The sequence below is a fragment of the Pantoea sp. B270 genome, from assembly GCF_018726825.1.
GTDB lineage: Bacteria > Pseudomonadota > Gammaproteobacteria > Enterobacterales > Enterobacteriaceae > Pantoea > Pantoea dispersa.
Genome location: NZ_JAHCSX010000001.1, coordinates 2,556,898 through 2,582,412, shown reverse-complemented (window position 1 = coordinate 2,582,412; position 25,515 = coordinate 2,556,898). Strand labels below are relative to the sequence as shown.

25 protein-coding genes are annotated in these 25,515 nt (G+C 56.8%); 17 read left to right on the top strand and 8 right to left on the bottom strand.

Annotated elements, in window-relative coordinates; translation table 11 throughout:
* The first annotated feature begins 25 nt into the window (after window positions 1–25).
* The 14 genes from atpG to KOL70_RS12305 all read left to right on the top strand — a co-directional run bounded on the left by atpG (window position 26) and on the right by KOL70_RS12305 (window position 14,867).
* The gene (atpG, locus tag KOL70_RS12370; protein ID WP_021508189.1) at window positions 26–892 is read left to right on the top strand and encodes a F0F1 ATP synthase subunit gamma; all 867 of its coding nucleotides are present in this window, start codon (window positions 26–28) and stop codon (window positions 890–892) included.
* 63 nt (window positions 893–955) lie between these two features.
* Window positions 956–2,353 (top strand): F0F1 ATP synthase subunit beta, encoded by a 1,398-nt coding sequence (gene atpD, locus KOL70_RS12365; RefSeq protein ID WP_021508190.1) that lies wholly within the window; start codon window positions 956–958, stop codon window positions 2,351–2,353.
* A gap of 24 nt (window positions 2,354–2,377) precedes the next feature.
* On the top strand, window positions 2,378–2,797 hold the full coding sequence (locus KOL70_RS12360) for a F0F1 ATP synthase subunit epsilon (RefSeq protein WP_021508191.1): 420 nt from the start codon (window positions 2,378–2,380) through the stop codon (window positions 2,795–2,797).
* A gap of 591 nt (window positions 2,798–3,388) precedes the next feature.
* The gene (glmU, locus tag KOL70_RS12355; RefSeq protein WP_215480726.1) at window positions 3,389–4,759 is read left to right on the top strand and encodes a bifunctional UDP-N-acetylglucosamine diphosphorylase/glucosamine-1-phosphate N-acetyltransferase GlmU; all 1,371 of its coding nucleotides are present in this window, start codon (window positions 3,389–3,391) and stop codon (window positions 4,757–4,759) included.
* 180 nt (window positions 4,760–4,939) lie between these two features.
* Window positions 4,940–6,769, top strand: a complete 1,830-nt coding sequence (gene glmS, locus KOL70_RS12350; RefSeq protein WP_215480725.1) for a glutamine--fructose-6-phosphate transaminase (isomerizing) — start codon at window positions 4,940–4,942, stop codon at window positions 6,767–6,769.
* Window positions 6,770–7,002: 233 nt separating this feature from the next.
* Window positions 7,003–7,485: a fimbrial protein gene (locus tag KOL70_RS12345; protein WP_215480724.1), complete on the top strand. Its 483-nt coding sequence runs from the start codon at window positions 7,003–7,005 to the stop codon at window positions 7,483–7,485.
* Window positions 7,486–7,977, top strand: a complete 492-nt coding sequence (locus KOL70_RS12340) for a fimbrial protein (protein ID WP_072209746.1) — start codon at window positions 7,486–7,488, stop codon at window positions 7,975–7,977.
* Window positions 7,978–8,012: 35 nt separating this feature from the next.
* The gene (locus KOL70_RS12335; protein WP_021506929.1) at window positions 8,013–8,822 is read left to right on the top strand and encodes a hypothetical protein; all 810 of its coding nucleotides are present in this window, start codon (window positions 8,013–8,015) and stop codon (window positions 8,820–8,822) included.
* A gap of 143 nt (window positions 8,823–8,965) precedes the next feature.
* Window positions 8,966–10,009: a phosphate ABC transporter substrate-binding protein PstS gene (gene pstS, locus KOL70_RS12330; protein ID WP_021506928.1), complete on the top strand. Its 1,044-nt coding sequence runs from the start codon at window positions 8,966–8,968 to the stop codon at window positions 10,007–10,009.
* A gap of 86 nt (window positions 10,010–10,095) precedes the next feature.
* Window positions 10,096–11,058, top strand: coding sequence for a phosphate ABC transporter permease PstC (gene pstC / locus KOL70_RS12325; protein ID WP_136546232.1), 963 nt, complete (start codon window positions 10,096–10,098; stop codon window positions 11,056–11,058).
* A complete protein-coding gene (gene pstA, locus KOL70_RS12320) occupies window positions 11,055–11,942 on the top strand; it encodes a phosphate ABC transporter permease PstA (RefSeq protein WP_021506926.1) in 888 nt (295 codons plus the stop codon). The genes pstC and pstA overlap by 4 nt, the downstream gene beginning before the upstream one ends.
* A 44-nt stretch (window positions 11,943–11,986) precedes the next feature.
* Window positions 11,987–12,760, top strand: a complete 774-nt coding sequence (gene pstB / locus KOL70_RS12315; RefSeq protein WP_021506925.1) for a phosphate ABC transporter ATP-binding protein PstB — start codon at window positions 11,987–11,989, stop codon at window positions 12,758–12,760.
* Window positions 12,761–12,774: 14 nt separating this feature from the next.
* Window positions 12,775–13,509, top strand: a complete 735-nt coding sequence (gene phoU / locus KOL70_RS12310) for a phosphate signaling complex protein PhoU (RefSeq protein WP_021506924.1) — start codon at window positions 12,775–12,777, stop codon at window positions 13,507–13,509.
* Between the two features lie 119 nt (window positions 13,510–13,628).
* Window positions 13,629–14,867 (top strand): MFS transporter, encoded by a 1,239-nt coding sequence (locus tag KOL70_RS12305; protein WP_088516154.1) that lies wholly within the window; start codon window positions 13,629–13,631, stop codon window positions 14,865–14,867.
* Window positions 14,868–15,094: 227 nt separating this feature from the next.
* On the opposite strand, the gene yieH is transcribed toward KOL70_RS12305, so the two are convergent.
* Entirely contained in the window at window positions 15,095–15,757 is a 663-nt protein-coding gene (gene yieH / locus KOL70_RS12300; RefSeq protein WP_215480723.1) for a 6-phosphogluconate phosphatase, read from the bottom strand.
* A gap of 151 nt (window positions 15,758–15,908) precedes the next feature.
* Between yieH and KOL70_RS12295 the strand changes: the two genes are divergently transcribed.
* Window positions 15,909–17,222: an NCS2 family permease gene (locus KOL70_RS12295; RefSeq protein ID WP_058770726.1), complete on the top strand. Its 1,314-nt coding sequence runs from the start codon at window positions 15,909–15,911 to the stop codon at window positions 17,220–17,222.
* 27 nt (window positions 17,223–17,249) lie between these two features.
* On the opposite strand, the gene KOL70_RS12290 is transcribed toward KOL70_RS12295, so the two are convergent.
* Window positions 17,250–18,014 carry a 4'-phosphopantetheinyl transferase superfamily protein gene (locus KOL70_RS12290; RefSeq protein WP_215480722.1) on the bottom strand — a complete coding sequence of 255 codons (765 nt, stop codon included), beginning with the start codon at window positions 18,012–18,014 and terminating at the stop codon, window positions 17,250–17,252.
* 293 nt (window positions 18,015–18,307) lie between these two features.
* Between KOL70_RS12290 and KOL70_RS12285 the strand changes: the two genes are divergently transcribed.
* Complete coding sequence (locus KOL70_RS12285; RefSeq protein ID WP_031279601.1) at window positions 18,308–18,817, top strand: flavin reductase family protein; 510 nt, start codon at window positions 18,308–18,310, stop codon at window positions 18,815–18,817.
* A gap of 41 nt (window positions 18,818–18,858) precedes the next feature.
* On the opposite strand, the gene KOL70_RS12280 is transcribed toward KOL70_RS12285, so the two are convergent.
* The 6 genes from KOL70_RS12280 to rpmH all read right to left on the bottom strand — a co-directional run bounded on the left by KOL70_RS12280 (window position 18,859) and on the right by rpmH (window position 23,507).
* A complete protein-coding gene (locus KOL70_RS12280; protein WP_021506918.1) occupies window positions 18,859–19,449 on the bottom strand; it encodes a malonic semialdehyde reductase in 591 nt (196 codons plus the stop codon).
* A 226-nt stretch (window positions 19,450–19,675) separates the two neighbouring features.
* The gene (gene mnmE, locus KOL70_RS12275; protein WP_088516155.1) at window positions 19,676–21,040 is read right to left on the bottom strand and encodes a tRNA uridine-5-carboxymethylaminomethyl(34) synthesis GTPase MnmE; all 1,365 of its coding nucleotides are present in this window, start codon (window positions 21,038–21,040) and stop codon (window positions 19,676–19,678) included.
* An 81-nt stretch (window positions 21,041–21,121) separates the two neighbouring features.
* The gene (gene yidC / locus KOL70_RS12270) at window positions 21,122–22,768 is read right to left on the bottom strand and encodes a membrane protein insertase YidC (RefSeq protein WP_021506916.1); all 1,647 of its coding nucleotides are present in this window, start codon (window positions 22,766–22,768) and stop codon (window positions 21,122–21,124) included.
* A gap of 2 nt (window positions 22,769–22,770) precedes the next feature.
* A complete protein-coding gene (gene yidD / locus KOL70_RS12265; protein ID WP_071813586.1) occupies window positions 22,771–23,028 on the bottom strand; it encodes a membrane protein insertion efficiency factor YidD in 258 nt (85 codons plus the stop codon).
* A complete protein-coding gene (gene rnpA, locus KOL70_RS12260) occupies window positions 22,992–23,351 on the bottom strand; it encodes a ribonuclease P protein component (RefSeq protein ID WP_040679622.1) in 360 nt (119 codons plus the stop codon). Before rnpA ends, yidD begins: the two co-directional genes overlap by 37 nt.
* 15 nt (window positions 23,352–23,366) lie before the next feature.
* Window positions 23,367–23,507 carry a 50S ribosomal protein L34 gene (gene rpmH, locus KOL70_RS12255; protein WP_000831330.1) on the bottom strand — a complete coding sequence of 47 codons (141 nt, stop codon included), beginning with the start codon at window positions 23,505–23,507 and terminating at the stop codon, window positions 23,367–23,369.
* Between the two features lie 601 nt (window positions 23,508–24,108).
* Between rpmH and dnaA the strand changes: the two genes are divergently transcribed.
* Complete coding sequence (dnaA, locus tag KOL70_RS12250) at window positions 24,109–25,512, top strand: chromosomal replication initiator protein DnaA (protein WP_031279599.1); 1,404 nt, start codon at window positions 24,109–24,111, stop codon at window positions 25,510–25,512.
* Window positions 25,513–25,515: the final 3 nt, after the last annotated feature.

Genomic DNA, 25,515 nt, shown 5'->3' with positions numbered 1-25,515 from the left:
GCCGCAAGGCTTTGAGGAGAAGCTAATGGCCGGCGCAAAAGAAATACGTACCAAGATCGGAAGCGTGAAAAACACGCAGAAGATCACCAAAGCGATGGAAATGGTCGCCGCCTCCAAAATGCGTAAAACGCAGGAACGCATGGCGGCCAGCCGTCCGTATGCAGATACCATGCGCAAAGTGATTGGTCACCTTGCTCTGGGTAATCTGGAATACAAGCACCCTTACCTGGATGAGCGCGACGTTAAGCGCGTCGGCTACCTGGTCGTTTCGACTGACCGCGGGCTTTGTGGTGGTTTGAACGTTAACCTGTTCAAAAAATTGCTGGCAGAAATGAAAGGCTGGTCTGATAAAGGCGTGCAGAGCGATCTGGCGATTATCGGTTCCAAAGGCGTTTCTTTCTTCGGCTCTGTAGGTGGCAACGTCGTGGCTCAGGTTACCGGCATGGGCGATAAGCCTGCGCTGTCCGACCTGATCGGCCCGGTAAAAGTGATGTTGCAGGCTTATGATGAAGGCCGCATCGACAAGCTGTATATCGTCAGCAATAAGTTTAATAACACCATGTCTCAGACTCCGACCATTACCCAACTGCTGCCGTTACCGCCAGCGGAAGGTGAAGAAGAGATGAAGGCGAAGACCTGGGATTACCTGTACGAACCCGATCCGAAAGCGCTGCTGGATACCCTGCTGCGTCGTTATGTCGAATCGCAGGTTTATCAGGGTGTGGTGGAAAACCTGGCCAGTGAGCAGGCTGCACGTATGGTGGCCATGAAAGCGGCAACCGATAACGGCGGAAACCTGATCAAAGAGCTGCAGTTGGTGTACAACAAAGCTCGTCAGGCCAGCATCACTCAGGAACTTACCGAGATCGTCTCGGGAGCCTCCGCGGTTTAACCAGGCATATATCCCGTCGCGCGAGCGCGGCCGGATATTCTCGTATTAGGTAGAGGATTCAAGATGGCAGCTGGAAAGATTGTCCAGATTATCGGCGCCGTAGTTGACGTCGAATTCCCTCAGGACGCGGTACCGCAGGTATACAGCGCTCTCGAGGTAAAAAATGGTGATGCTCGTCTGGTGCTGGAAGTTCAGCAGCAGCTGGGCGGTGGCGTGGTGCGTACCATCGCCATGGGTTCTTCTGACGGCCTGAAGCGCGGTCTGGAAGTCACCGACCTGAAAAAACCTATCCAGGTTCCGGTTGGTAAAGCAACACTCGGCCGTATCATGAACGTGCTGGGTGAGCCAATCGACATGAAAGGCGACCTGAAAGAAGAAGACGGCAGCGCTGTAGAGGTTTCCTCTATTCACCGCGCAGCGCCTTCTTATGAAGATCAGTCAAACTCTCAGGAACTGCTGGAAACCGGCATCAAGGTTATCGACCTGATGTGTCCGTTCGCGAAGGGCGGTAAAGTCGGTCTGTTCGGTGGTGCGGGTGTGGGTAAAACCGTAAACATGATGGAGCTGATCCGTAACATCGCGGCTGAGCACTCAGGTTATTCGGTCTTTGCCGGCGTGGGTGAGCGTACTCGTGAGGGTAACGACTTCTACCACGAAATGACGGACTCCAACGTTATCGATAAAGTAGCGCTGGTGTATGGCCAGATGAACGAGCCGCCGGGTAACCGTCTGCGTGTGGCACTGACCGGTCTGACCATGGCGGAAAAATTCCGTGATGAAGGCCGCGACGTTCTGCTGTTCATCGACAACATCTACCGTTACACCCTGGCCGGTACAGAGGTTTCTGCACTGCTGGGTCGTATGCCATCGGCGGTAGGTTATCAGCCAACGCTGGCTGAAGAGATGGGTGTGCTGCAGGAGCGTATTACCTCCACCAAGACCGGTTCAATCACCTCCGTACAGGCCGTTTACGTTCCTGCGGATGACCTGACTGACCCGTCACCAGCAACCACCTTTGCTCACTTAGACTCAACCGTTACGCTGAGCCGTCAGATCGCGTCACTGGGTATCTACCCGGCCGTTGACCCGCTGGACTCTACCAGCCGTCAGCTGGATCCGCTGATCGTCGGTCAGGAGCACTACGACGTCGCGCGTGGCGTTCAGTCGCTGCTGCAGCGTTACCAGGAGCTGAAAGACATCATCGCCATCCTCGGCATGGACGAGCTGTCTGAAGAAGACAAACTGCTGGTGGCACGTGCGCGTAAGATTCAGCGCTTCCTGTCTCAGCCGTTCTTCGTAGCAGAAGTCTTCACCGGTTCTCCGGGTAAATACGTGACGCTGAAAGACACCATCCGTGGCTTCAAAGGCATCATGGAAGGCGAATTCGACCACCTGCCAGAGCAGGCGTTCTACATGGTCGGCGCGATCGAAGAAGCTGTCGAAAAAGCGAAGAAACTGTAATAACGGTTTCCCAGGAGGAGTGGTATGGCTATGACTTATCATCTGGACGTGGTCAGCGCGGAGCAGCAAATGTTCTCCGGTCTGGTGCAGCGTATCCAGGTGTCAGGTAGCGAAGGTGAGCTGGGTATTTACCCGGGCCACGCCCCGCTGCTGACTGCCATCAAGCCTGGTATGATTCGCATCGTTAAACAGCACGGCGAAGAGGAGTATATCTACCTCTCTGGCGGCGTGCTGGAAGTACAGCCGGGCAGCACGACCGTTCTGGCCGACACTGCAATTCGCGGTGAAGACCTCGACGAAGCGCGCGCGCTGGAAGCGAAACGTAAAGCAGAAGAGCACATGAACAGCAGCCACGGCGACGTGGACTATGCTCAGGCCTCTGCGGAGCTGGCGAAAGCTATCGCGAAACTGCGCGTCATCGAGCTGACCAAAAAAGCGATGTAATCAGGCTTTATGCGTCACGAAATGCCAGCCCCCGGGCTGGCATTTTTTTTGCCTGCTGCCGGTGCGCATAAATGCGCACCCTACGAATAGCTGTGCTGGTGCCCTGTATAAACGCTATTTATGGCGACGAATCTGCCGGTGCGTATAAATGCGCACCCTACGAATAGCTGTGCTAATGCCTTGTATGAACATCATTCATGGCGACCAAATGTCGGTACGCATAAATGCGCATGCTGTCCAAAACCGCACAATCACCCCGTAGGGGCGCCATTCATGGCGACCAAATGTCGGTACGCATAAATACGCACGCTGTCCAAAACCGCACAATCACCCCGTAGGGGCGTCATTCATGACGACCAAATGTCGGTGCGCATAAATACGCACCTGTCCAAAACCGCACAATTACCCCGTAGGGGCGCCATTTATGGCGACCGAAAATGGCACAACGCCCTTACCTTATGCCCTCCCCGGCGACCCGTGCTGACCACTCGCCGCCGCTCATCCTCTTCCGCTAATTTCGCACGGAGAAAAATGTAGTAATCTCAGGGGTAAACCTTACACTTTCGAAAGCTAAATTGAGTCAGGATAGTTATGTCGACAAGCGCAATGAGCGTGGTGATCCTCGCCGCTGGCAAAGGCACCCGCATGTATTCCGATCTGCCCAAGGTGCTGCACAGCCTGGCAGGTAAACCGATGGTGCAACACGTTATTGATGCCGCTACCGGCCTCGGCGCACAGCAGGTGCATCTGGTCTACGGCCACGGCGGTGAATTGCTGCAGGAGAAACTGGCGCATAACCCGCTGAACTGGGTGTTGCAGGCGGAACAGCTCGGCACCGGCCATGCCATGCAGCAGGCGGCACCGTTCTTCGCTGATGACGAAGATATCCTGATGCTGTACGGCGATGTCCCGCTGATCGCCGAAGAAACCCTGCAGCGTCTGCGCGACGCGAAACCCGCTGGCGGCATCGGGCTGCTCACTGTGGTGCTGGATAACCCCACCGGCTACGGACGCATCGTGCGTGAAAACGGCACCATCACCGGCATCGTGGAGCAAAAAGATGCATCAGCCGAACAGCTAAAGATTCAGGAGATCAACACCGGCATCCTGATTGCCAACGGTGCCGACCTGAAGCGCTGGCTGGCGCAGCTCAACAACCACAATGCGCAGGGCGAATTCTACATCACCGATATCATCGCCATGGCGCATCAGGAAGGCCGCGTGATCAACGCAGTGCACCCGGCGCGTATCAGCGAAACCGACGGCGTGAACAATCGTCTGCAGCTATCCACTCTGGAGCGCACTTATCAACGTGAGCAGGCAGAAAAGCTGCTGCTGGCTGGCGTCATGCTGCGCGATCCGGCGCGCTTCGATCTGCGCGGTACGCTGCAGCACGGTCGTGATGTCGATATCGATACCAACGTGATCATTGAAGGCAACGTCACGCTGGGCCATCGGGTAAAAATTGGCGCTGGCTGCATCATCAAAAACAGCGTGATTGCCGATGACTGCGAAATCAGCCCTTATTCGGTGATTGAAGATGCCACGCTGGCCGCCGCCTGCACCGTCGGGCCGTTTGCGCGCCTGCGTCCGGGCAGCGAACTGGCTGAACAGGCGCACGTCGGCAACTTTGTCGAGATGAAGAAAGCGACGCTGGGTAAAGGCTCTAAGGCCGGCCATCTGTCGTATCTCGGGGATGCGGAGATTGGCGCGGGCGTGAATATCGGTGCCGGCACCATCACCTGCAACTACGACGGTGCCAACAAGTTTAAAACCATTATCGGCGACAACGTGTTTGTCGGCTCAGACACCCAGCTGGTGGCTCCGGTCAGCGTGGCGGCGGGCGCCACCATCGCCGCCGGCACGACGGTGATGAAAGACGTTACCGCTGCCGATCTGGTCTATAACCGCAAAGAGCAAAATCAGAAGTCTGGCTGGCAGCGTCCGGTTAAGAAAAAATAAATGTCAGGGCCGGCAAAGATCGGCCCGGTATTAAAAACCCGACATATTCCGGTTTTCAGGCAGCTAACGCACCTGCAACCTGGAATAGGAAGGGATATCCCCCACTCTCTACAAGGCTCGGGGAACAATCAGGTCAGATGACAACGCAATGGCCGAAAGCCATGACGTCAGGAAATTACTATGTGTGGAATTGTTGGTGCAGTAGCGCAGCGTGATATCGCAGAAATTCTGCTGGAAGGGCTGCGTCGTCTTGAGTATCGCGGTTATGACTCTGCCGGTCTGGCGGTTGTCGATCGCCAGGGCCACATGACGCGGTTGCGTCGTCTGGGTAAAGTGGCCAATCTGGCAGAAGCGGCGGAACAGCAGCCGCTGATTGGCGGAACCGGCATCGCGCACACCCGCTGGGCGACGCACGGCGAGCCGTCGGAAGCCAATGCGCATCCGCACGTCTCAGAGCACATTATTATTGTGCACAACGGCATCATTGAGAACCACGAACCGCTGCGTGAGCAGATGATCGCACGCGGTTACCGCTTTGCCTCCGAAACTGACACCGAAGTGGTGGCGCACCTGGTGCACTGGGAGCAGAAACAGGGCGGTACGCTGCGCGAAGTGGTACTGCGGGTGATCCCGCAGCTGCGCGGGGCGTATGGCATGGTGATCATGGACAGCCGCGATCCGTCGGTGCTGGTGGCTGCGCGTTCCGGCAGCCCGCTGGTGATTGGCCGCGGCGTGGGCGAAAACTTTATCGCTTCCGATCAGCTGGCGCTGCTGCCGGTGACCCGCCGCTTTATCTACCTCGAAGAAGGGGATATTGCCGAAATTACCCGCCGCGAAGTGACGATTATCGATCGCCACGGTAACCAGGCACAGCGCGCGGAGATCGAATCCAATGCGCAGTACGATGCCGGCGACAAAGGCGTTTACCGCCATTACATGCAGAAAGAGATCTACGAACAGCCGAACGCCATCAAAAACACGCTGGCCGGCCGCTTTCATGACGGCATTGTTGATCTCAGCGAACTGGGCGCTAACGCGGAAACGCTGCTGAGCCAGGTGGAACACATTCAGATCATCGCCTGCGGCACCTCCTACAACTCCGGCATGGTGTCGCGTTACTGGTTTGAGTCGCTGGCCAACATCCCGTGTGACGTGGAAATCGCCTCCGAATTCCGCTATCGCAAATCGGCGGTGCGTAAAAACAGCCTGCTAATCACTCTGTCGCAATCCGGTGAAACCGCCGATACGCTGGCAGCGCTGCGCCTGTCCAAAGAGCTGGGCTATCTCGGTTCGCTGGCCATCTGCAACGTGGCGGGTTCGTCACTGGTGCGTGAGTCAGATCTGGCGCTCATGACCAAAGCCGGCACCGAAATCGGCGTGGCCTCGACCAAAGCGTTCACCACCCAGCTGACGGTACTGCTGATACTGGTGGCGAAGCTGGGCCGTCTGCACGGCATGCGCGCTGAAACAGAGCACGAGATTGTTCATGCACTGCAGGCGTTGCCGAGCCGCATTGAACAGATGCTGGCGCAGGATAAAGTGATCGAGAATCTCGCCGAAGGCTTCTCTGACAAGCATCACGCGCTGTTCCTTGGCCGTGGCGATCAGTATCCGATTGCCATGGAAGGGGCGCTGAAGCTGAAAGAGATCTCCTACATCCACGCCGAAGCCTATGCGGCGGGCGAACTGAAGCACGGTCCGCTGGCGCTGATTGATGCCGATATGCCGGTAATTGTGGTGGCACCAAACAACGAACTGCTGGAGAAGCTGAAATCCAACATCGAAGAGGTGCGCGCGCGCGGCGGCCTGCTGTACGTGTTTGCCGACCAGGATGCCGGTTTCAGCGACAGCGAAGGCATGAAAATCATCCCGCTGCCGCACGTTGAAGAGATGATTGCCCCAATCTTCTACACCGTGCCGCTGCAGTTGCTCTCCTACCACGTGGCGCTGATCAAAGGCACCGACGTCGACCAGCCGCGTAACCTGGCGAAATCGGTTACGGTGGAATAAGCGTAGCCCGGTCTGGAAACAGGCCGGGTTTTTTAACTCATTGTTGTTCCGATTAAATTAATCGTGAATTCTGTGAACGTTGTGAATTAATTTTTCCCTGATATGTGAAATCAACTTTCATAATTCGCTGGCTGTCCTTCACTTCTTTTTTGTTTAACTTTAATTTAACCTTTCAGTCATAAGCTTTCTGATGCATGTAGCAAGCCAAACTCGTTCTCTGCATGTAGGAATTTATGGCGCGTTATTTCATATTTACTTTTTTGTGTCTGATGCTTTTATCCGATGCACTGGCATCGTCATTCAGTGTGAATATTTCCGGTAACGTGATGGTACCTGCCGACTGTAAAATAAATAATGGTATGCCGATCAGTGTTAATTTCGGCGATGTGCGCACCGATAAAATAGATGGGAAAGCGTATCAGCAACCTGTGTCATTTACGCTTTTCTGCACTAATCTTCCCTCTAATGCGCTTAAACTCCAGCTACAGGGGAATGCAGCCAGCTTTGATAGCGGTGCGTTACGCGCATCAGTCAGCGGTTTAGGTATTGCCTTTTTTAAGTCTAACGCTGAAAGGTTAAATATTAATACCAGCTGGGTAAACTTTACTTATCCCGCGCTGCCGGTTATTACGGCCGTCCCGGTGAAAGATAACAGCAGCAGTTTAACGGGTGGAAGTTTTACTTCAGCGGCAACACTGGTAGTGGAACTGCAATAAATGAAACGTACGTGGTTAATGGCACTATTGCTGCCCGCTATGCTGAAGTATAGCGCAGTGGCTGCTTTCAGCGTGCAGGCTAACTTCAGTGGAAAACTCATCGAGCCGCCGTTATGTCAGATTAACGGCGAAAAGCCAATTATGGTGGAGTTTGGTTCAGTGGTTATTTCCCAAATCAATGGCGACAGCTACAGAAAACCTGTCTCCTGGACGTTAACCTGTAGCAATAATCCCGATAAGAGTATGCGTGTACAAATCAGTGGCACCGGAAGCGCATTTAATTCTGCTTTGCTGGCGACCAGCCAGCGTGATTTGGCGATTCAGATATTAAGCGGTAAAAATGGCGAAAACGCCCTGGCACTGAATAACTGGCTGCCGTTTACCTTTCCTGCGCTGCCCGTCATTCAGGTGGTACCGGTGAAAAAAAACGCCGCGGTGTTAACCAGCGGTGACTTTTCTGCTTTTGCTGCGCTGGTGGTTGAGTACCAGTAGATGATCGGCGTTGACGCAACCACAGGATTAGACCAATGCTAACAGGGCTTGTTTTCCGCTATCTGGCTTTTTTTGCTGGCCTGCTGCTGTTCTTTTCAGCGCAAGCGATGGAAGCCCCGCGCGTGGATGGCATTCGCTGGGTCAACGCAAGCCAGGTTGAAATTACCTGGTCAGTGGTGGATGTCGGTATGATATCCGGCTATGCCCGCTGTAACTCTTCAGAGAGAACCTGCGCAGCAGGCATCGGTGTCAGCGCCTGGTTTATCGGGCATGGCACCGTATTCAGCGCTGCGGGCGGGCCACAAATTTACGTCGATCAGGGCGAGAGCCTGGCCTCGGTGGCTGAACGTTTTATCCGTTTTAATGGTCGGGGTGGCAAGTTTCTGCGTAACTCAGATACCCGTTATTACAGTTCATACTGCGGCAGCTTTGTGACAGCCTCCGCGACCGTAACTGACTATTCCGGAATGGTTGCGCCCTGGGCACCTTGCGTCAACATTCCGGTGGTGCCGGTATCCTGTTCGGTAAGCGGAGCCGCGCTGAATATTAATCATGGTACGCTGGCCCCGGCCGCCGTTAATGGCGCCAAAGCCAGCGTTAACTTCTCGCTTTTCTGCAACCGTGATGTGAATATCAGTTTTGCGCTTGCCGGTGGGATCAATATCCTCAAACTGAGCAACAACATCAGTACGCTGTTATCACTGGCTGACGGGAGCCTGAATAAACCGCAATTAGTGCGGGCTAACGTGACGACGCCGTTCACGCTGATTTCGACGCTCTCCTCAACAACCCCCAGTCCCGGTAACTTTACCGGCAGCACGGTGGTTTTCATTAATTACCTCTGATTTGCCAGCCGACCCGGTTGTCATATAACTGTCACAATTCGTACATTTCACTGTCATCAAACTGTCCTATTTTGCCTCCAGCAGCAATCAATGACTCTTACTAAAACGGCGTCAAGCCTGATTTTTAATCCCCTGGAGGGAACATGACACTGATGCGTAGCACCGTAGCCCGAATTCTCGCCGCCACCTTCGCAGTAAGCGCGGTTTCTGCTTTTGCAGCCACCGACCTGACAGGCGCAGGCGGGACGTTCCCGGCACCGGTTTATGCCAAGTGGGCAGCAGAGTATCAGCAAGCCACCGGTAGCAAAATCAACTATCAGGGTATTGGTTCCTCGGGTGGCGTGAAGCAAATCATCGCCAAAACCGTGGATTTCGGTGCGTCCGATGCGCCGATGAAAGAAGAAGATCTGCAGAAAAATGGCCTGTTCCAGTTCCCGACGGTGATCGGTGGCGTGGTGCTGGCGGTGAACATTCCCGGCGTTAAATCTGGTGAGCTGACGCTCGACGGTAAAACGGTCGGCGACATCTATCTCGGCACCATCAAAAAGTGGAACGATCCGGCGATCACCAAACTGAACCCGGGCGTGAAGCTGCCAGACACCAACATCAACGTGGTGCGCCGCGCGGATGGTTCCGGCACCTCTTTCGTCTTCACCAGCTACCTGTCTAAAGTGAACGAGACCTGGAACAGCAAAATCGGTAAAGGCAACACCGTCAACTGGCCAACCGGTCTGGGCGGTAAAGGTAACGACGGCGTGGCCGCGTTTGTACAGCGTCTGCCAGGCTCGATTGGCTACGTAGAGTACGCCTACGCCAAACAGAACAACCTGACTTACACCAAACTGGTTGATGCCGATGGCAAGCCAGTGGCACCGAGCGAAGCCAGCTTTGCGAACGCCGCTAAAGGCGCTGACTGGAGCAAATCCTTTGCCCAGGATCTGACCTTCCAGAAAGGCAACGATGCATGGCCGATCACCTCAACCACCTTCATCCTGATCTACAAAGAGCAGGCGAATGCGGAGAAGGGCAGTGAAGTGCTGAAGTTCTTTGACTGGGCGTACAAAGGCGGCAGCAAAACGGCTACGGCGCTGGATTACGCAGCGCTGCCAGAGAGCGTAGCGAATCAGATTCGTGCTGCCTGGAAAGCCAACATCAAAGACAGTTCCGGTAAAGCGCTGTACCAGTAAGTGTATGACCCGGCCAGCGTCCGCGCTGGCCAGCCTGATGGGCGGCCTTGTTGCCGCCCTGATTACCCTCTGAGATCGAGAATTCTATGGCTGCCACTAAGCCGACGTTTAAAGCACCGGGCAAGCAAGGCGACATGATATTCGGCGCGCTGGTGAAGCTCTCCGCGCTGATCGTGTTACTGCTGCTGGGTGGCATTATCGTCTCCCTGATTTTCTCCTCCTGGCCGAGCATCCAGAAATTTGGGTTCTCCTTTCTGTGGAGCAAAACCTGGGATGCGCCAAACGAAGAATTTGGTGCGCTGGTGCCGATTTACGGCACCCTCGTAACCTCACTGATTGCCTTAATCATCGCGGTGCCGGTGAGTTTCGGTATCGCCCTGTTTCTGACCGAACTGGCGCCAAACTGGCTGCGCCGTCCGCTGGGTACCGCGATTGAGCTGCTGGCGGCCATTCCCAGCATCGTGTACGGCATGTGGGGCCTGTTTATCTTTGCTCCGCTGTTCGCGGAGTATTTCCAGACGCCGGTTGGCGAGGTGCTGGCAAATATCCCGATCGTCGGCGCGCTGTTCTCCGGTCCGGCTTTCGGCATCGGTATTCTGGCGGCGGGCGTGATCCTCGCAATCATGATTATCCCTTACATCGCCTCGGTGATGCGCGATGTGTTCGAACAGACGCCGGTGATGATGAAAGAGTCGGCCTACGGCATCGGCTGCACCACCTGGGAAGTGATCTGGCGCATCGTGCTGCCGTTCACCAAAAACGGCGTGATCGGCGGCGTAATGCTGGGTCTCGGCCGCGCGCTGGGCGAAACCATGGCGGTCACCTTTATCATCGGTAATACCTACCAGCTGGACAGCGCGTCGCTGTTTATGCCCGGCAACAGTATCACCTCAGCGCTGGCGAACGAGTTCGCCGAAGCCGAATCCGGCGTGCACGTGGCGGCGTTGATGGAGCTTGGCCTGATTCTGTTCGTGATTACCTTTATCGTACTGGCGATCTCCAAACTGATGATCCTGCGTCTGGCGAAGAGTGAAGGAGCCCGTTCATGACAGCAATTGAAATGCAGGCGCGCGCCGAGCTGGAAGCCTCACGCCGTAAAATGCAGGCGTGGCGCAGCACCAAAAACAAAATTGCCCTGACGCTCTCGCTGCTGACCATGGCGTTCGGCCTGTTCTGGCTGATCTGGATCCTGTTCACCACCGTCACGAAAGGGATCGATGGCCTGAGCTGGACGCTGTTTACCGAATCCACGCCGCCGCCCAACACCGCGGGCGGTGGTCTGGCGAACGCCCTGGCGGGCAGCGGCCTGCTGATCTTCTGGTCCACCTTCTTTGGCACGCCGCTGGGCATTCTGGCGGGTATCTACCTGGCAGAATATGGTCGCAAGCACTGGCTGGCGGAAGTGATTCGCTTCATTAACGACATCCTGCTGTCCGCACCGTCAATTGTGGTCGGCCTGTTCGTGTACACCATCGTGGTGGCGCAGATGCAGCACTTCTCCGGCTGGGCCGGTGTGATAGCGCTGGCGCTGCTGCAGGTGCCTATTGTGATTCGTACCACCGAGAACATGCTGCGGCTGGTGCCGGACAGCATGCGTGAAGCGGCTTATGCGCTGGGCACGCCGAAGTGGAAGATGATCTCGGCGATTACGCTGAAAGCCTCGGTCTCCGGCATCATTACCGGTGTGCTGCTGGCGATTGCGCGCATTGCCGGTGAAACCGCACCGCTGCTGTTCACCGCGCTGTCGAACCAGTTCTGGAGCACCGACATGATGCAGCCGCTGGCCAACCTGCCGGTGACCATCTTCAAATTCGCCATGAGCCCGTTTGCCGAATGGCAGAGCCTGGCGTGGGCCGGTGTGCTGATTATTACGCTGTGCGTGCTGCTGCTGAACATCGTGGCGCGCGTGATTTTCGCCAAAGGCAAACACTAATTTTCCGGCGCGGCTTCGGCGGCGCTGCACATGAGAGATGAGCAATGAGTATGGCAACTCCTTCTGCCGGTAAAATTCAGGTGCGCAATCTGAACTTCCACTACGGTAAGTTCCACGCGCTGAAGAACATTAATCTGGATATCGCCAAAAACCAGGTGACGGCGTTTATCGGTCCGTCGGGCTGCGGCAAATCCACCCTGCTGCGCACCTTCAACAAAATGTACTCGCTCTATCCGGAGCAGCGTGCTGAGGGTGAAATTCTGCTGGATGGCGACAACATTCTGGCATCGCATCAGGATATCGCCCTGCTGCGCGCGCGCGTAGGCATGGTGTTCCAGAAGCCGACGCCGTTCCCGATGTCGATTTATGACAACATCGCCTTTGGCGTGCGGCTGTTTGAGAAGCTGTCGCGTGCCGATATGGATGAGCGCGTGCAGTGGGCGCTGAGCAAAGCCGCGCTGTGGAATGAAACCAAAGACAAGCTGCACCAGAGCGGTTACAGTCTCTCCGGCGGTCAGCAGCAGCGCCTGTGCATCGCGCGCGGCATCGCGATTCGCCCGGAAGTGCTGCTGCTGGATGAGCCATGTTCGGCGCTGGATCCGATCTCTACCGGACGCATCGAAGAGCTGATCACCGAGCTGAAGCAGGATTACACCGTGGTCATCGTGACCCACAACATGCAGCAGGCGGCGCGCTGTTCCGATCACACTGCGTTTATGTATCTGGGCGAGCTGATTGAGTTCAGCGACACCGACACGCTGTTTACCAAGCCAGCGCAGAAGCAGACAGAAGATTACATCACCGGTCGTTACGGCTGATTCAGGAGAGAAACATGGATAATTTAAATCTGAACAAACATATCTCCGGTCAGTTCAATGCGGAGCTGGAGCACATTCGCACCCAGGTGATGATCATGGGCGGCATGGTTGAGCAGCAGCTTACCGATGCCATCACTGCGATGCACAACCAGGATGGCGAACTGGCGCGCCGGGTGATCGACGGTGACCAGAAGGTCAACATGATGGAAGTGGAGATTGATGAAGCCTGTGTGCGCATCATCGCCAAGCGTCAGCCTACCGCCAGCGACCTGCGTCTGGTGATGGCGATCATCAAAACCATTTCGGAGCTGGAACGCATCGGCGACGTGGCGGAGAAGATCAGCCGTACCGCGCTGGAGAAGTTCGGTCAGCAGCATCTGCCGCTGCTGGTGAGCCTCGAGTCGCTCGGGCATCACACCGTGCAGATGCTACACGATGTGCTGGATGCCTTCGCGCGCATGGATCTCAACGAAGCCATCAAGATCTACCGCGAAGACAAAAAGGTGGATAAAGAGTACGAAGGTATTGTGCGCCAGCTGATGACCTACATGATGGAAGATCCGCGCACCATTCCCAGCGTGCTCACCGCGCTGTTCTGCGCGCGCGCCATCGAGCGCATCGGTGACCGCTGCCAGAACATCTGCGAAATTATCTTCTATTTCGTGAAAGGTCAGGATTTCCGTCACGTTGGCGGTGACAAGCTGGATGAACTGCTGTCGGGCGACGACGGCAGCAATAAACCCTCCTGATTGACGTGATGACTGCCTGTTAGCGCTGAGGCTGACAGGCAGTGCGCTTGATTTCTGCCTGTTCTCAACCTGCCGCTCTCTTTATACTTGGCGCACATTTTTCTGCCAGGTGCTGTTTTATGTCCTCTGCAAATAACAACAAAACCGCCGTTACGCCGGCGAAAGCGATGGTGGCTGCCGTCAGCGGCTATGCCATGGATGGATTTGATCTGCTGATTCTGGGCTTTATGCTGCCGGCGATCAGCGTGTCGCTGGCGCTGGATGCGTCGCAGGCCGGTTCGCTGGTGACCTGGACGCTGATCGGTGCGGTGGTCGGCGGCATTGTGTTTGGTCATCTGAGCGATCGCTACGGCCGCATCCGCATTCTGACCGTGACGATCCTGATGTTCTCGCTGTTCACCGGGCTGTGCGCCGTGGCGCAGGGCTACTGGGATCTGCTGGCGTATCGTACGCTGGCCGGCATGGGGCTGGGCGGTGAGTTTGGCATCGGCATGGCGCTGATTGCCGAAGCCTGGCCGAAGGAGAAGCGTAACCGCGCCTCGGCGTGGGTCGGTATCGGCTGGCAGCTCGGCGTATTGCTGGCGGCCTTTATCACGCCGCCGCTGCTGAGCGTGATTGGCTGGCGCGGTATGTTCCTGGTTGGCCTGCTGCCGGCGCTGGTGTCGTTTGTGATTCGCCGCAGCATGGGCGAGCCGGAAGCCTTCACCCGCCATGTGGAAAAAGCCCCGCAGCTCTCCTTTTCCGCGCGCATTAAACTGCTGTTTGCCGATCGCGCCACCAGCAAAGCCAGCCTCGGCATTCTGATTCTTTGTTCAGTGCAGAATTTTGGCTATTACGGCCTGATGATCTGGATGCCAAGTTATCTCTCTTCCAGCTTCGGCTTCAGCCTGACCAAATCCGGCCTGTGGACGGCCGTTACGGTAGTGGGCATGACGTTCGGCATCTGGCTGTTCGGCGTGCTGGCGGACCGCTTTGCGCGCTGGAAGATTTTCCTGCTGTACCAGTTTGGCGCCGTGGCGATGGTGGTGGTTTACGCCCAGCTGCGCGACCCGACGGTGATGCTGTTTACCGGTGCCATCATGGGGATGTTTGTTAACGGCATGATTGGCGGCTACGGCGCGCTGATCTCGGACACTTTCCCACCGCAGGCGCGTGCCACCGCGCAGAATGTGTTGTTCAACCTCGGCCGCGGCGTCGGCGGTTTCGGTCCGCTGGTGATCGGCATGCTGGCCACGCATATTTCGTTCACCGCTGCGATTACGCTGCTGGCGCTGATTTATCTGCTGGATATTGTCGCTACGCTGTTCCTGCTGCCAAAAAGCCAGGGCAATGAGGATTCGCTGGGCGCGATTGGGTGATTTTTTCCCCTCACCCTAACCCTCTCCCGCTTGCGGGAGAGGGAACTGTCTGGTGCGGTATGTGGGTGGGCACTTTTGTTCAACCCCGCTCGATCGGCCCCTTCTCCCGCTGGCGGGAGAGGGAACCGTCTGGTGCGGTATGTGGGTGGGCACTTTTGTTCAGCCTCGCTCGATCGGCCCCTTCTCCCGCTGGCGGGAGAAGGCTGGGATGAGGGGGCTGCGCGCACTTACCTGACCAAATCCCAGCCACGCGCACGCCACAGCGCTGGCAGCTGCGCCATATCGTCAAAACGCGTCACCAGCGGGTGATCAATCACCGGATTGTGTGCATCGGCACAGTAATAAAACACCGGTATGCCAGCGGCGATGCCAGCCCGCGCGCCAGCCTCTGAATCATCCACCAGAATGCACTTTTCAATCGGCACCTGCATCTGTTCCACCGCGTGATACATCAGCTCCGGATCCGGTTTCCAGTGATTAATGTCATAGCCACTGTACAGGCGTCCGCTCAGATACGGCAGCATGCCGGTCAGCCCCAGTGAATGCTCCATCTTCTTCACCGTACCGTTCGACACCACGCACATCGGCACCTTCACGCGCTCCACCAGCGCTCTGGCGCCGGCAATCGGCTGCAGATCAAGATCAAACAGGCGCGCCACTTCCGCGCGGTAGGCACTCTCCACCTCAGCCAGCGGCAGTGTCACCTGATGCTGTGCCGTCACATCGCGGATGATGTCGTAAAGCTTCACCCCTTTGTACTGCTCAAACATCTCCTGCAGCGAGAGTTCGATACCGTAACGGGCAAAGGTGTTGACGTAGGACTGCGTGCAGATCACTTCGCTGTCGACCAGCGTGCCATCGCAATCAAAAAAGATACATTCAACTGACATCGCGCCTCATCCTTTTAGTAAACAATAAGCTGTCACTCTAGCGCACTCAGCGCAGAAAGCGACCCCAGGCAACCGGTTGCGAAAAATCAGTGTTTTGCGGCGCTAAAGGCTATAGGATACGCGGCGATAAATTTTTCATCGGAACAGCGAAATGAACGAGCAGGGCCTTTTGCAGCGTATTTTCAGGCTGCAGGAACACGGAACCACCGCGCGCACCGAAGTGATTGCCGGTTTCACTACTTTCCTGACGATGGTGTACATCGTCTTCGTTAACCCGCAGATTCTTGGTGCCGCAGGCATGGACACCCAGGCGGTGTTTGTTACCACCTGCGTGATTGCTGCGTTCGGCAGCATCCTGATGGGGCTGGTGGCCAATCTGCCGGTGGCGCTGGCACCGGCCATGGGCCTCAACGCCTTCTTTGCCTTTGTGGTGGTGGGTGCGATGGGCTACTCGTGGCAGGTTGGCATGGGTGCAATCTTCTGGGGTGCGCTGGGGCTGCTGATCCTGACGCTGCTGCGCGTACGCTACTGGATGATCGCCAATATTCCGCTCAGCCTGCGCGTGGGCATCACCGCCGGTATTGGTCTGTTCATCGCCATGATGGGGCTGAAAAACGCCGGTATTATTGTGCCCAACGCGGACACCATCGTGACCGTCGGCAACCTGGCCTCGCACAACGTGCTGCTCGGCGCGCTCGGCTTCTTTATCATTGCGATTCTGGCGTCGCGCAACATCCACGCGGCGGTGCTGGTCTCTATCGTAGTGACCACCGCGATCGGTCTGCTGCTGGGCGACGTGAAGTTTACCGGGCTGTTCGCCGCGCCGCCGGCCATCACTTCGGTGGTCGGCCAGGTCGATATCAAAGGCGCGTTCAACGTGAGCATGGCGGGCGTGATCTTCGCCTTCATGCTGGTCAATCTGTTTGACTCGTCCGGTACGCTGATTGGCGTAACTGATAAAGCGGGCCTGACCGATGAGAAAGGTACTTTTCCGCGCATGAAACAGGCGCTGTACGTGGATAGCATCAGCTCCGTCACCGGTTCGCTGATCGGCACCTCTTCGGTGACGGCGTACATCGAAAGCTCATCCGGCGTGGCGATTGGTGGCCGTACCGGCCTGATGGCGGTAGTGACCGGCATCCTGTTCCTGCTGGTGATGTTCCTGTCGCCGCTGGCTGCTATGGTGCCCGCCTATGCGGCGGCCGGCGCGCTGATTTATGTCGGCGTACTGATGACGGCTTCGCTGGCGCGCGTGCGCTGGGACGATCTCACCGAAGCGGTGCCGGCGTTTGTCACGGCGGCGATGATGCCGTTCAGCTTCTCGATCACCGAAGGTATTGCGCTCGGTTTTATCTCTTACTGCGTGATGAAACTCGGCACCGGACGCTGGCGTGAAATCAGCCCGTGCGTGGTGGTGGTGGCGCTGCTGTTTGTGCTGAAAATCGCTTTTATCGACGCGCACTAAACGCAACAGGCCGCGGGTGCGGCCTGGTTATCCGGGATGCCTGACTTCCGGCTGACTGGCAACACGCTCGCCGGGCAGGCTGGTGAGGCGCAGGGTGCGCGGCCCGATGTTGGGTTTGCTCATCTCCACATCGCGCAGCGACTGCCACTGCTGCTGCGCATCAATATCCCACAGCCGTAAACGCTCAGTGCCGGGCGACAGCGCGCAGGACCACACCAGCGTCGGCTCGGCATCACACACCGCCTGAATATCGGGATAGACGCTGGATCGCAGCCGGCCGGCCGCCGGATGCAGCCGCAGCGCATCAATACCGCTGTTGGCTTCGCCGGTCAGTTTGAGGATGCTCTGGCGTAGCGTCCAGATCTGCGTCACCGCTTCCATAAAATCCTGCTGGGCGTTAATCCACGCCTTTTCACCCGATGACAGCCCCTGCGTGAGGGCATCCTGCGCCTGACGGCTATGCGCCCGAACGATTTCCATATCCAGGCCAGCGCGCCCGCCTTCTTCTGCCAGCAGCACGCCGACCATGTTACCGGCATAGGAGATACTGAAGTCAGGCAGATTAGGATCGGCGAAGCAGGGACGACCGCTGCTGCTGGCGATCAGCGGTGGCAGGTCACGAATACCATAGACGCGCAGCATCAGCTGGGCCAGCAGCGCGCGTGCGGCAAGAAAGCGGCCGCGGCGCTTATCAGGCAGGTGCCCGGCGCTGGTCATCACATCCTGTGGAACCCGCATGGTCTCTGGGGTGAGGGGCGGGTTAACCACCCAACGAACAAAATGACTAGCCATCTGTCGCTCCGTGAAAATGGTCGGATAATCATCAGGGCTATTGTAAGAATTTTCTCATGGGTTTGCATCCGGCTTACACTGGGTAGCCAGTAAATTCAGATAAGGACGAGGCGAATCTCATTGCCATGAGCTGCAATTGAATATGAGGCTTTTGCACATTGGTGTCGGATGGGGTGCCGAAGCGGCGGATGTGGTGTAGGATTTGGACAGGAAAGAGCTGCACAATGAAGTGCTTAAATTATTCACCTATCTGCCAATCGTGCGCATCGCAAACCATGCACGTCGGAGTTGTTATGTCTGTTACCTCTCTTGCTCGCCAGGAATCGATCTCGCTGGATGAATTTCGTCACGGCATGCGCCGTCTCACTGCCGGTGTCTCGCTGGTGACCACCTCATCCAGCGGGGAAAAGTTCGGGCTGATCGCCACCTCGGTCAGTTCACTGGCAGCGGAACCGCCCAGCCTGCTGGTCTGCGTTAACCGCAGCGCATCAAGCCACGATGCCATTCTGCAGGCGGGCTACTTTGCCGTGAACGTTCTGCGCGAGCAGCACGATGACCTGTGCGCGCAGTTCAGCTCGCCGACGCGCCGCGCTGAGCGTTTCCAGAGCGGTGAATGGCAAACCCTTAATACGGGCGCGCCCGTGCTGGCTGATGCGCTGGTGAGCTTCGATTGTCAGCTGGAAAAAACGGTGGAGTGGAACACCCACAGCGTGCTGCTGGCGCGTATCGTGGGTATTGCGCTGCCGGGCGAAGCGACAGCGCCGATGGTCTACTTCAACAGCGGTTTTCACTCGCTGGGCTAAGTCATGGCGCAGCGCGTCGTGCGGCTGCGCTGCTTAACGTATCAGGCAAATTTGCTGGCTTCGTCAAAGCTCAGACGCGGCAGGCGCGGATGCAGCTTACTGGCTTCGCCATAGCCAAGGTTGATCAGTAAGTTGACCTGCCAGTTATTTTCGCTGAAGAACGCGGCGTTAACTTTAGCCGGATCAAAACCGGACATCGGGCCGGCATCCAGTCCCAGCGAGCGGGCCGCCAGAATCAGATAGCCCGCCTGCAGGCTGCTGTTGCGAAACGCGGTCTCTTTGGCCAAATCCGGGCTGCTGGTAAACCAGCTGCGTGCATCGCCATGCGGGAACAGTTTTGGCAGTGCTTCATAAAAGGTCGGATCCCACGCCACAATCACCGTCACCGGTGCCGCCATGGTCTTATCCACATTGCCTGAGGAGAGCGCCGGTTTCAGCTTCTCTTTACCTTCCTGAGACGTCACGAACACAAAGCGGCCCGGCGAGCAGTTGGCTGAGGTCGGTCCCAGCGCCGTCAGCGCATAGAGCTGCTTCAGCACCTCCTGCGAAATCGGTTTATCCTGCCAGTAGCTATGGGTGCGGGCTTCAGTAAACAGCGCGTTCAGCGCCACGCTGTCGAGCGGTGTACTCATGTTTCTCTCCTGTTCAGGCAACAACCTGCGCCTGATTTTTAGCATGAATAATGGATGGGGCCGCTGCGTTTACGCGGCGACCCTCAACCGTTATACGACAAAGTCGAAGGCGCGCCAAATAACAAAGATGTATGTTGGTAGCGATCCCGGTGCGCCTAAATGCGCACCCTGCAGCATCGCATGAATCCCCTGTAGGGGCGCCATTTATGGCGACCTGTGACGGCGACTATTTACCAATACAAAAGCTGGAGAAAATCCGGCCCAGCAGGTCGTCGGAGGTAAACTCGCCGGTGATTTCGCTCAGCGCCTGCTGCGCCAGCCGCAGCTCTTCGGCCAGCAGTTCGCCCGCCCAGGCTCCCAGCAGCTGCTCTTTGCCCTGCTGTAAGTGAGTGGCTGCTAACTCCAGCGCCTGCAGATGGCGGCGACGCGCGAGGAAGCCGCCTTCCATATTGCCGGCGAAGCCCATGCTCTGTTTCAGGTGCTCGCGCAGCGTATCGACGCCAGCGCCAGTGCGCGCCGACAGGCGAATAAGTGAGTGGCCATTTACTTCTGTCAGGCCCAGCGTTTCACCGGTCATGTCCGCTTTATTACGTACCACGGTAATCGGCAACGCGGCTGGTAAGCGCGCCACGAAATCAGGCCAGATGGCGGCGGCTTCAGTGGCGTCAGTCGTGGTGCCATCCACCATGAACAGGACGCGATCCGCCTGCTCAATCTCCTGCCAGGCGCGTTCAATGCCGATACGTTCCACTTCGTCGCTGGCTTCACGCAAACCGGCAGTATCGATGATGTGCAGCGGCATGCCGTCGATGTGGATGTGCTCGCGCAGCACGTCACGCGTGGTGCCGGCGATATCCGTGACGATCGCTGCTTCGCGTCCAGCCAGTGCGTTGAGCAGGCTCGATTTCCCGGCGTTGGGACGGCCGGCAATCACCACCTTCATCCCTTCACGCAGCAGGCTGCCCTGACGCGCTTCGGCGCGCACGCCGTTGAGATCGCCGATCACCGCATTCAGCTGCGCTTCGATTTTGCCGTCGGAAAGGAAGTCGATCTCCTCATCCGGAAAATCAATCGCCGCTTCCACATAGATGCGCAAGTGAGTAAGTGCTTCCACTAATGCATTAACGCGCAGTGAAAAGGCACCCTGCAGCGAGTTGACGGCGGAGCGGGCGGCCTGCTCGGAGCTGGCATCAATCAGATCGGCAATCGCTTCTGCCTGCGCCAGGTCGAGCTTGTCATTCAGAAAGGCGCGTTCCGAGAACTCGCCCGGCTGCGCAATGCGCACACCCGGCAGCGCCACGATGCGCTTCAGCAGCAGATCGAGAATCACCGGACCGCCGTGGCCCTGCAGTTCCAGCACATCTTCACCGGTGAAGGAGTTCGGACCCGGGAACCACAGCGCGATGCCCTGATCCAGCACGCTGCCATCAGCATCGTTAAAGGGCAGATAGTCGGCGTAGCGCGGCTTCGGCAGCTTGCCCAGCACGGCCTGCGCCACTTCAGCGGCTTTGCCACCGGAAATACGCAGAATACCGACGCCACCACGGCCGGGAGGCGTCGCCTGGGCAACAATAGTGTCACTGTGGCTCATAAGTACCTTCTTCCAAAAAAAAACAGGGCGGCATAAATGCCGCCCCTGGAGATGTTGCGTCCTGCTCAGCGTTGCCGGGCGTTACGCTTTCTTCTTGTCGCGGCTGTGTAAACCACGCTTTTCCAGCCCGCGATAAATCAGCTGCTGCTGGAGAATGGTTACCAGGTTGCTGACGATGTAGTACAGCACCAGACCTGACGGGAACCACAGGAAGAACACGGTAAAGATAACCGGCATGTAAGTCATGATCTTCTGCTGCATCGGATCGGTCACGGTGGTCGGTGACATCTTCTGAATGAAGAACATGGTGATACCCATGATGACCGGCAGAATGTAGTACGGGTCCTGCGCAGACAGGTCATGGATCCACAGTACAAACGGAGCATGACGCAGTTCAACGGAACCGGACAGCATGTAGTAAAGCGCCAGGAAGATTGGCATCTGGATAACCAGTGGCAGACAGCCGCCCAGCGGGTTCACTTTCTCCGCCTTATACAGCGCCATCATCTCCTGGCTCTGCTTCTGCTTATCATCACCCAGACGCTCACGCATGGCCTGAATCTTCGGCTGCAGCATACGCATCTTGGCCATCGAGGTGTACTGCGCTTTGGTCAGCGGGTACATGATGCCACGCACGATGAAGGTGATAACGATAATGGAGAAGCCCCAGTTACCGATAAAGCTGTGCAGGAACTTCAGCAGCTTAAACAGCGGCTGAGAGATGAACCACAGCCAGCCGTAATCCACGGTCAGATCGAGGTGCGGCGCGATAGCGGCCATTTTGTCCTGGATTTCCGGACCGACCCACAGGGTGGCACCGAGATCCTGCTGCGCGCCGGCGGCGATGGTCACAGGCGCCGACTTATAGCCGATTGCCGCCACACCGTTGCCGAGATTGCTGGTGTACAGCGTATTGTTACCCTGAGTGCGCGGCACCCATGCGGTCGCAAAGTACTGCTGCAGCATCGCCACCCAGCCGTTGCTGGTGGTGGTGTTCAGGTTCTCGTTATCAGCGATGGTATCGAATTTGTATTTTTCATACTTCGCATCGCTGGTCGAGTAAGCGGCACCACGGAAAGTGTGCAGCGCAAAGTTATTGCTGCCGGTATCGCGATGCTTCGGCAGATCAATCGTCTGCTTCAGCTGACCAAACATCGCCACTTCCAGCGGCTGCTGCGAGGCGTTATTGATGTTGTAGTCGACGTTAACCGCGAATTCGCCACGTTTGAACACGAAGGTTTTGGTGTAAACCACGCCGTTCTCACCGGTCCAGCTCAGCGGCACGCGCAGCTCGGTCTGGCCATCGGCCATCTCGAAGTGATCCTGGGAAGCGGTATACAGCGGACGTGCGCCGTTGTTCGGGTTATCCGGACCGTTACGGCCGGTTAAGCCGCTCTGCGCCTGATAAACGAAGGCCGGAGTGGTTTCCAGCAGCTGGAACGGTGCGTCTGAACCCAGTTTGTCCGGGTAAGTCAGCAGCTGTGCCTGCTCGATATCACCGCCGCGGGTATTAATGTTGAGTGACAGGACATCAGTCTTAACGGTGATCGTTTTGCCCTGGCCGCTAGCCGGCACGCCGGAAGAGGCGGCATCACCCGCTGCGCTGCTTGTGTTCTGCGTGGTCTGGGTCTGCTGTGGCTGCGGAGCGTGGTCCGTCTGCCAGGCTTGCCAGATCATAAAAGACACGAACAGAAAAGCGATGAGAAAGAGATTGCGTTGCGAATCCATCGTTAATGTTCTCTGGTATCAAAGGTTTTTGGCGGCACCGGATCGTCGCCACCCGGGTTCAAAGGGTGGCATTTTAATACGCGTTTAATCGTCAACCAACTGCCTTTTAACATGCCGAAGCGGCGTACAGCTTCCACCCCATACTGCGAGCAGGTGGGATGGAACCGGCAATGAGGTCCCAGCAGTGGGCTGATGGCGCGTTGATAAACGCGTATCAGGGCGATCAGGAGCCGCGCGCCAGGCGACAGTGACGACGCCATAATTTCTCCAACGCTTCCGTCAGTGCACGGTTATCGAGGTCAGCAATCCCTTTTTTCGCCACGATGACAAAATCCATCGGCGGCAGCTCGTGTTGACGCAAACGAAAGCTTTCGCGGGTCAATCGCTTGATCCGGTTGCGTTCATGGGCGCGTTTCACGTGCTTCTTGGCGACGGTAAGACCGATGCGGGGATGCCCCAGCGAATTAAGGCGGCCGAGGATGGTGATTTGCGGCGTGCCAGCCCGAAGAGGTTGCTGGAAGACGAAAGTGAAATGAGCGGGAGTTAACAAACGTAACTCCCTGGGAAATGCGAGCTTAACCACGAGGGTTAGCTTTTATTACTTAGAAACGGTCAGACGAGCACGGCCTTTAGCACGACGACGTGCCAGAACCTGACGACCATTTTTAGTAGCCATACGAGCACGGAAGCCGTGAGAACGGTTGCGCTTCAGTACGGACGGTTGAAAAGTGCGTTTCATGGCGATTTCTACCTAAACTTGAAAAATTTCACTGGGTGACGCGTTTTCGGGCCAGTAAAACGACCGACGCCTCAATGTGTCTTTAATAAAGAGGCGGGATTGTAATAATTGTACAGTCCGGAGTCAATTTACTTCGCTGGGCGCGAGACCTGAAAACTCTGATACAGCCCGCTAATTCCGGGCATCAAAGCTTCACGCGCCAATGCCGGGTGGGGAATTATACGGGCTATAAAGGAAAGCGCAAGGATCGTCCAGGATCTTCTTGCGATCGCCGCGCCGATCGTGACGGCAAAAATGCGAGCACGGTGGAAAATTTCTCGCTTTCAGCCTGATCCCCGCTCGCTTTTTCCGCAGACGGCGTAAACTGATGCATGCCTGGACACCCTGTGGATAAAATGGATCAAAACTGTGTAGAAAGGGAAGATCTCTGAGGCGCTTTGCGCTATGATCCGCCCTTCCGCTGACGATCCTCCTTGCGATCGCCGGGGATGACTACCGCGGATAGCGGTCGCAGGCGCTTTCTGACCGCCTGTGTCAAAAAAGACAGTTTCTATTATTAGCGCCTGAAATTCTTATCGATTTTGTACGAGTGGAGTCCGCCGTGTCACTTACGCTTTGGCAACAGTGTCTTGCCCGTTTGCAGGATGAGCTTCCTGCCACCGAATTCAGCATGTGGATTCGTCCGCTGCAGGCTGAATTGAACGACAATACGCTGGCCTTGTATGCACCAAATCGGTTTGTACTCGACTGGGTTCGGGATAAATATCTTAATAGTATCAATGGGCTGCTGAATGAATTCTGCGGTGCGAACGTGCCGCTGCTGCGTTTTGAGGTCGGCACGCGCCCGGTTGCGCCGGTTGCTGCTACGCAACCCGCTATGGCCAGTAGCGTCAGCGCGCCCGCACCGGCTGAGAATCGTCCGGCACCGGCACAGCCGCTGCGCCCGAGCTGGGATTCGGTTCCGGCACCGGCTGATGTGACCTACCGCTCGAACGTGAATAACCGCCACAACTTCGACAACTTCGTTGAGGGTAAATCCAACCAGCTGGCGCGCGCGGCGGCACGTCAGGTGGCGGATAATCCTGGTGGCGCTTACAACCCGCTGTTCCTGTATGGCGGCACCGGCCTCGGCAAAACGCACCTGCTGCACGCGGTGGGCAACGGCATCATCGCGCGCAAGCCGAATGCCAAAGTGGTTTATATGCACTCTGAACGCTTCGTGCAGGATATGGTGAAAGCGCTGCAGAACAACGCCATCGAGGAGTTTAAGCGCTACTACCGTTCGGTGGACGCGCTGCTGATCGATGATATTCAGTTCTTTGCCAATAAAGAGCGCTCGCAGGAAGAGTTTTTCCACACCTTCAACGCGCTGCTGGAAGGTAATCAGCAGATCATCCTGACCTCGGATCGTTACCCGAAAGAGATCAACGGGGTGGAAGATCGTCTGAAATCACGCTTTGGCTGGGGATTAACCGTGGCGATCGAGCCGCCTGAGCTGGAGACGCGTGTCGCGATCCTGATGAAAAAGGCGGACGAAAACGACATCCGTCTGCCGGGCGAAGTGGCCTTCTTTATTGCCAAGCGTCTGCGCTCTAACGTGCGTGAGCTGGAAGGGGCACTGAATCGCGTGATTGCCAATGCCAACTTTACCGGGCGGGCCATCACCATCGATTTTGTGCGCGAAGCGCTGCGCGACCTGCTGGCGCTGCAGGAAAAGCTGGTAACCATCGACAACATCCAGAAGACGGTGGCCGAGTACTACAAAATTAAAGTGGCGGATTTGCTGTCGAAGCGCCGTTCGCGCTCGGTGGCGCGTCCGCGTCAAATGGCGATGGCGATGGCCAAAGAGCTCACCAACCACAGCCTGCCGGAAATTGGCGATGCGTTTGGTGGCCGTGACCATACCACCGTGCTTCATGCCTGCCGTAAAATCGAGCAGCTGCGTGAAGAGAGCCACGACATCAAAGAAGATTTCTCTAACCTCATTCGAACATTATCTTCCTGACGC

Excerpts from the sequence above, each read along its gene's own strand:
- atpG (WP_021508189.1), top strand. The coding sequence starts at position 26 with ATGGCCGGCGCAAAAGAAATACGTACCAAGATCGGAAGCGTGAAAAAC.
- atpD (WP_021508190.1), top strand. The coding sequence starts at position 956 with ATGGCAGCTGGAAAGATTGTCCAGATTATCGGCGCCGTAGTTGACGTC.
- KOL70_RS12360 (WP_021508191.1), top strand. The coding sequence starts at position 2,378 with ATGGCTATGACTTATCATCTGGACGTGGTCAGCGCGGAGCAGCAAATG.
- glmU (WP_215480726.1), top strand. The coding sequence starts at position 3,389 with ATGTCGACAAGCGCAATGAGCGTGGTGATCCTCGCCGCTGGCAAAGGC.
- glmS (WP_215480725.1), top strand. The coding sequence starts at position 4,940 with ATGTGTGGAATTGTTGGTGCAGTAGCGCAGCGTGATATCGCAGAAATT.
- KOL70_RS12345 (WP_215480724.1), top strand. The coding sequence starts at position 7,003 with ATGGCGCGTTATTTCATATTTACTTTTTTGTGTCTGATGCTTTTATCC.
- KOL70_RS12340 (WP_072209746.1), top strand. The coding sequence starts at position 7,486 with ATGAAACGTACGTGGTTAATGGCACTATTGCTGCCCGCTATGCTGAAG.
- KOL70_RS12335 (WP_021506929.1), top strand. The coding sequence starts at position 8,013 with ATGCTAACAGGGCTTGTTTTCCGCTATCTGGCTTTTTTTGCTGGCCTG.
- pstS (WP_021506928.1), top strand. The coding sequence starts at position 8,966 with ATGACACTGATGCGTAGCACCGTAGCCCGAATTCTCGCCGCCACCTTC.
- pstC (WP_136546232.1), top strand. The coding sequence starts at position 10,096 with ATGGCTGCCACTAAGCCGACGTTTAAAGCACCGGGCAAGCAAGGCGAC.
- pstA (WP_021506926.1), top strand. The coding sequence starts at position 11,055 with ATGACAGCAATTGAAATGCAGGCGCGCGCCGAGCTGGAAGCCTCACGC.
- pstB (WP_021506925.1), top strand. The coding sequence starts at position 11,987 with ATGAGTATGGCAACTCCTTCTGCCGGTAAAATTCAGGTGCGCAATCTG.
- phoU (WP_021506924.1), top strand. The coding sequence starts at position 12,775 with ATGGATAATTTAAATCTGAACAAACATATCTCCGGTCAGTTCAATGCG.
- KOL70_RS12305 (WP_088516154.1), top strand. The coding sequence starts at position 13,629 with ATGTCCTCTGCAAATAACAACAAAACCGCCGTTACGCCGGCGAAAGCG.
- yieH (WP_215480723.1), bottom strand. The coding sequence starts at position 15,757 with ATGTCAGTTGAATGTATCTTTTTTGATTGCGATGGCACGCTGGTCGAC.
- KOL70_RS12295 (WP_058770726.1), top strand. The coding sequence starts at position 15,909 with ATGAACGAGCAGGGCCTTTTGCAGCGTATTTTCAGGCTGCAGGAACAC.
- KOL70_RS12290 (WP_215480722.1), bottom strand. The coding sequence starts at position 18,014 with ATGGCTAGTCATTTTGTTCGTTGGGTGGTTAACCCGCCCCTCACCCCA.
- KOL70_RS12285 (WP_031279601.1), top strand. The coding sequence starts at position 18,308 with ATGTCTGTTACCTCTCTTGCTCGCCAGGAATCGATCTCGCTGGATGAA.
- KOL70_RS12280 (WP_021506918.1), bottom strand. The coding sequence starts at position 19,449 with ATGAGTACACCGCTCGACAGCGTGGCGCTGAACGCGCTGTTTACTGAA.
- mnmE (WP_088516155.1), bottom strand. The coding sequence starts at position 21,040 with ATGAGCCACAGTGACACTATTGTTGCCCAGGCGACGCCTCCCGGCCGT.
- yidC (WP_021506916.1), bottom strand. The coding sequence starts at position 22,768 with ATGGATTCGCAACGCAATCTCTTTCTCATCGCTTTTCTGTTCGTGTCT.
- yidD (WP_071813586.1), bottom strand. The coding sequence starts at position 23,028 with ATGGCGTCGTCACTGTCGCCTGGCGCGCGGCTCCTGATCGCCCTGATA.
- rpmH (WP_000831330.1), bottom strand. The coding sequence starts at position 23,507 with ATGAAACGCACTTTTCAACCGTCCGTACTGAAGCGCAACCGTTCTCAC.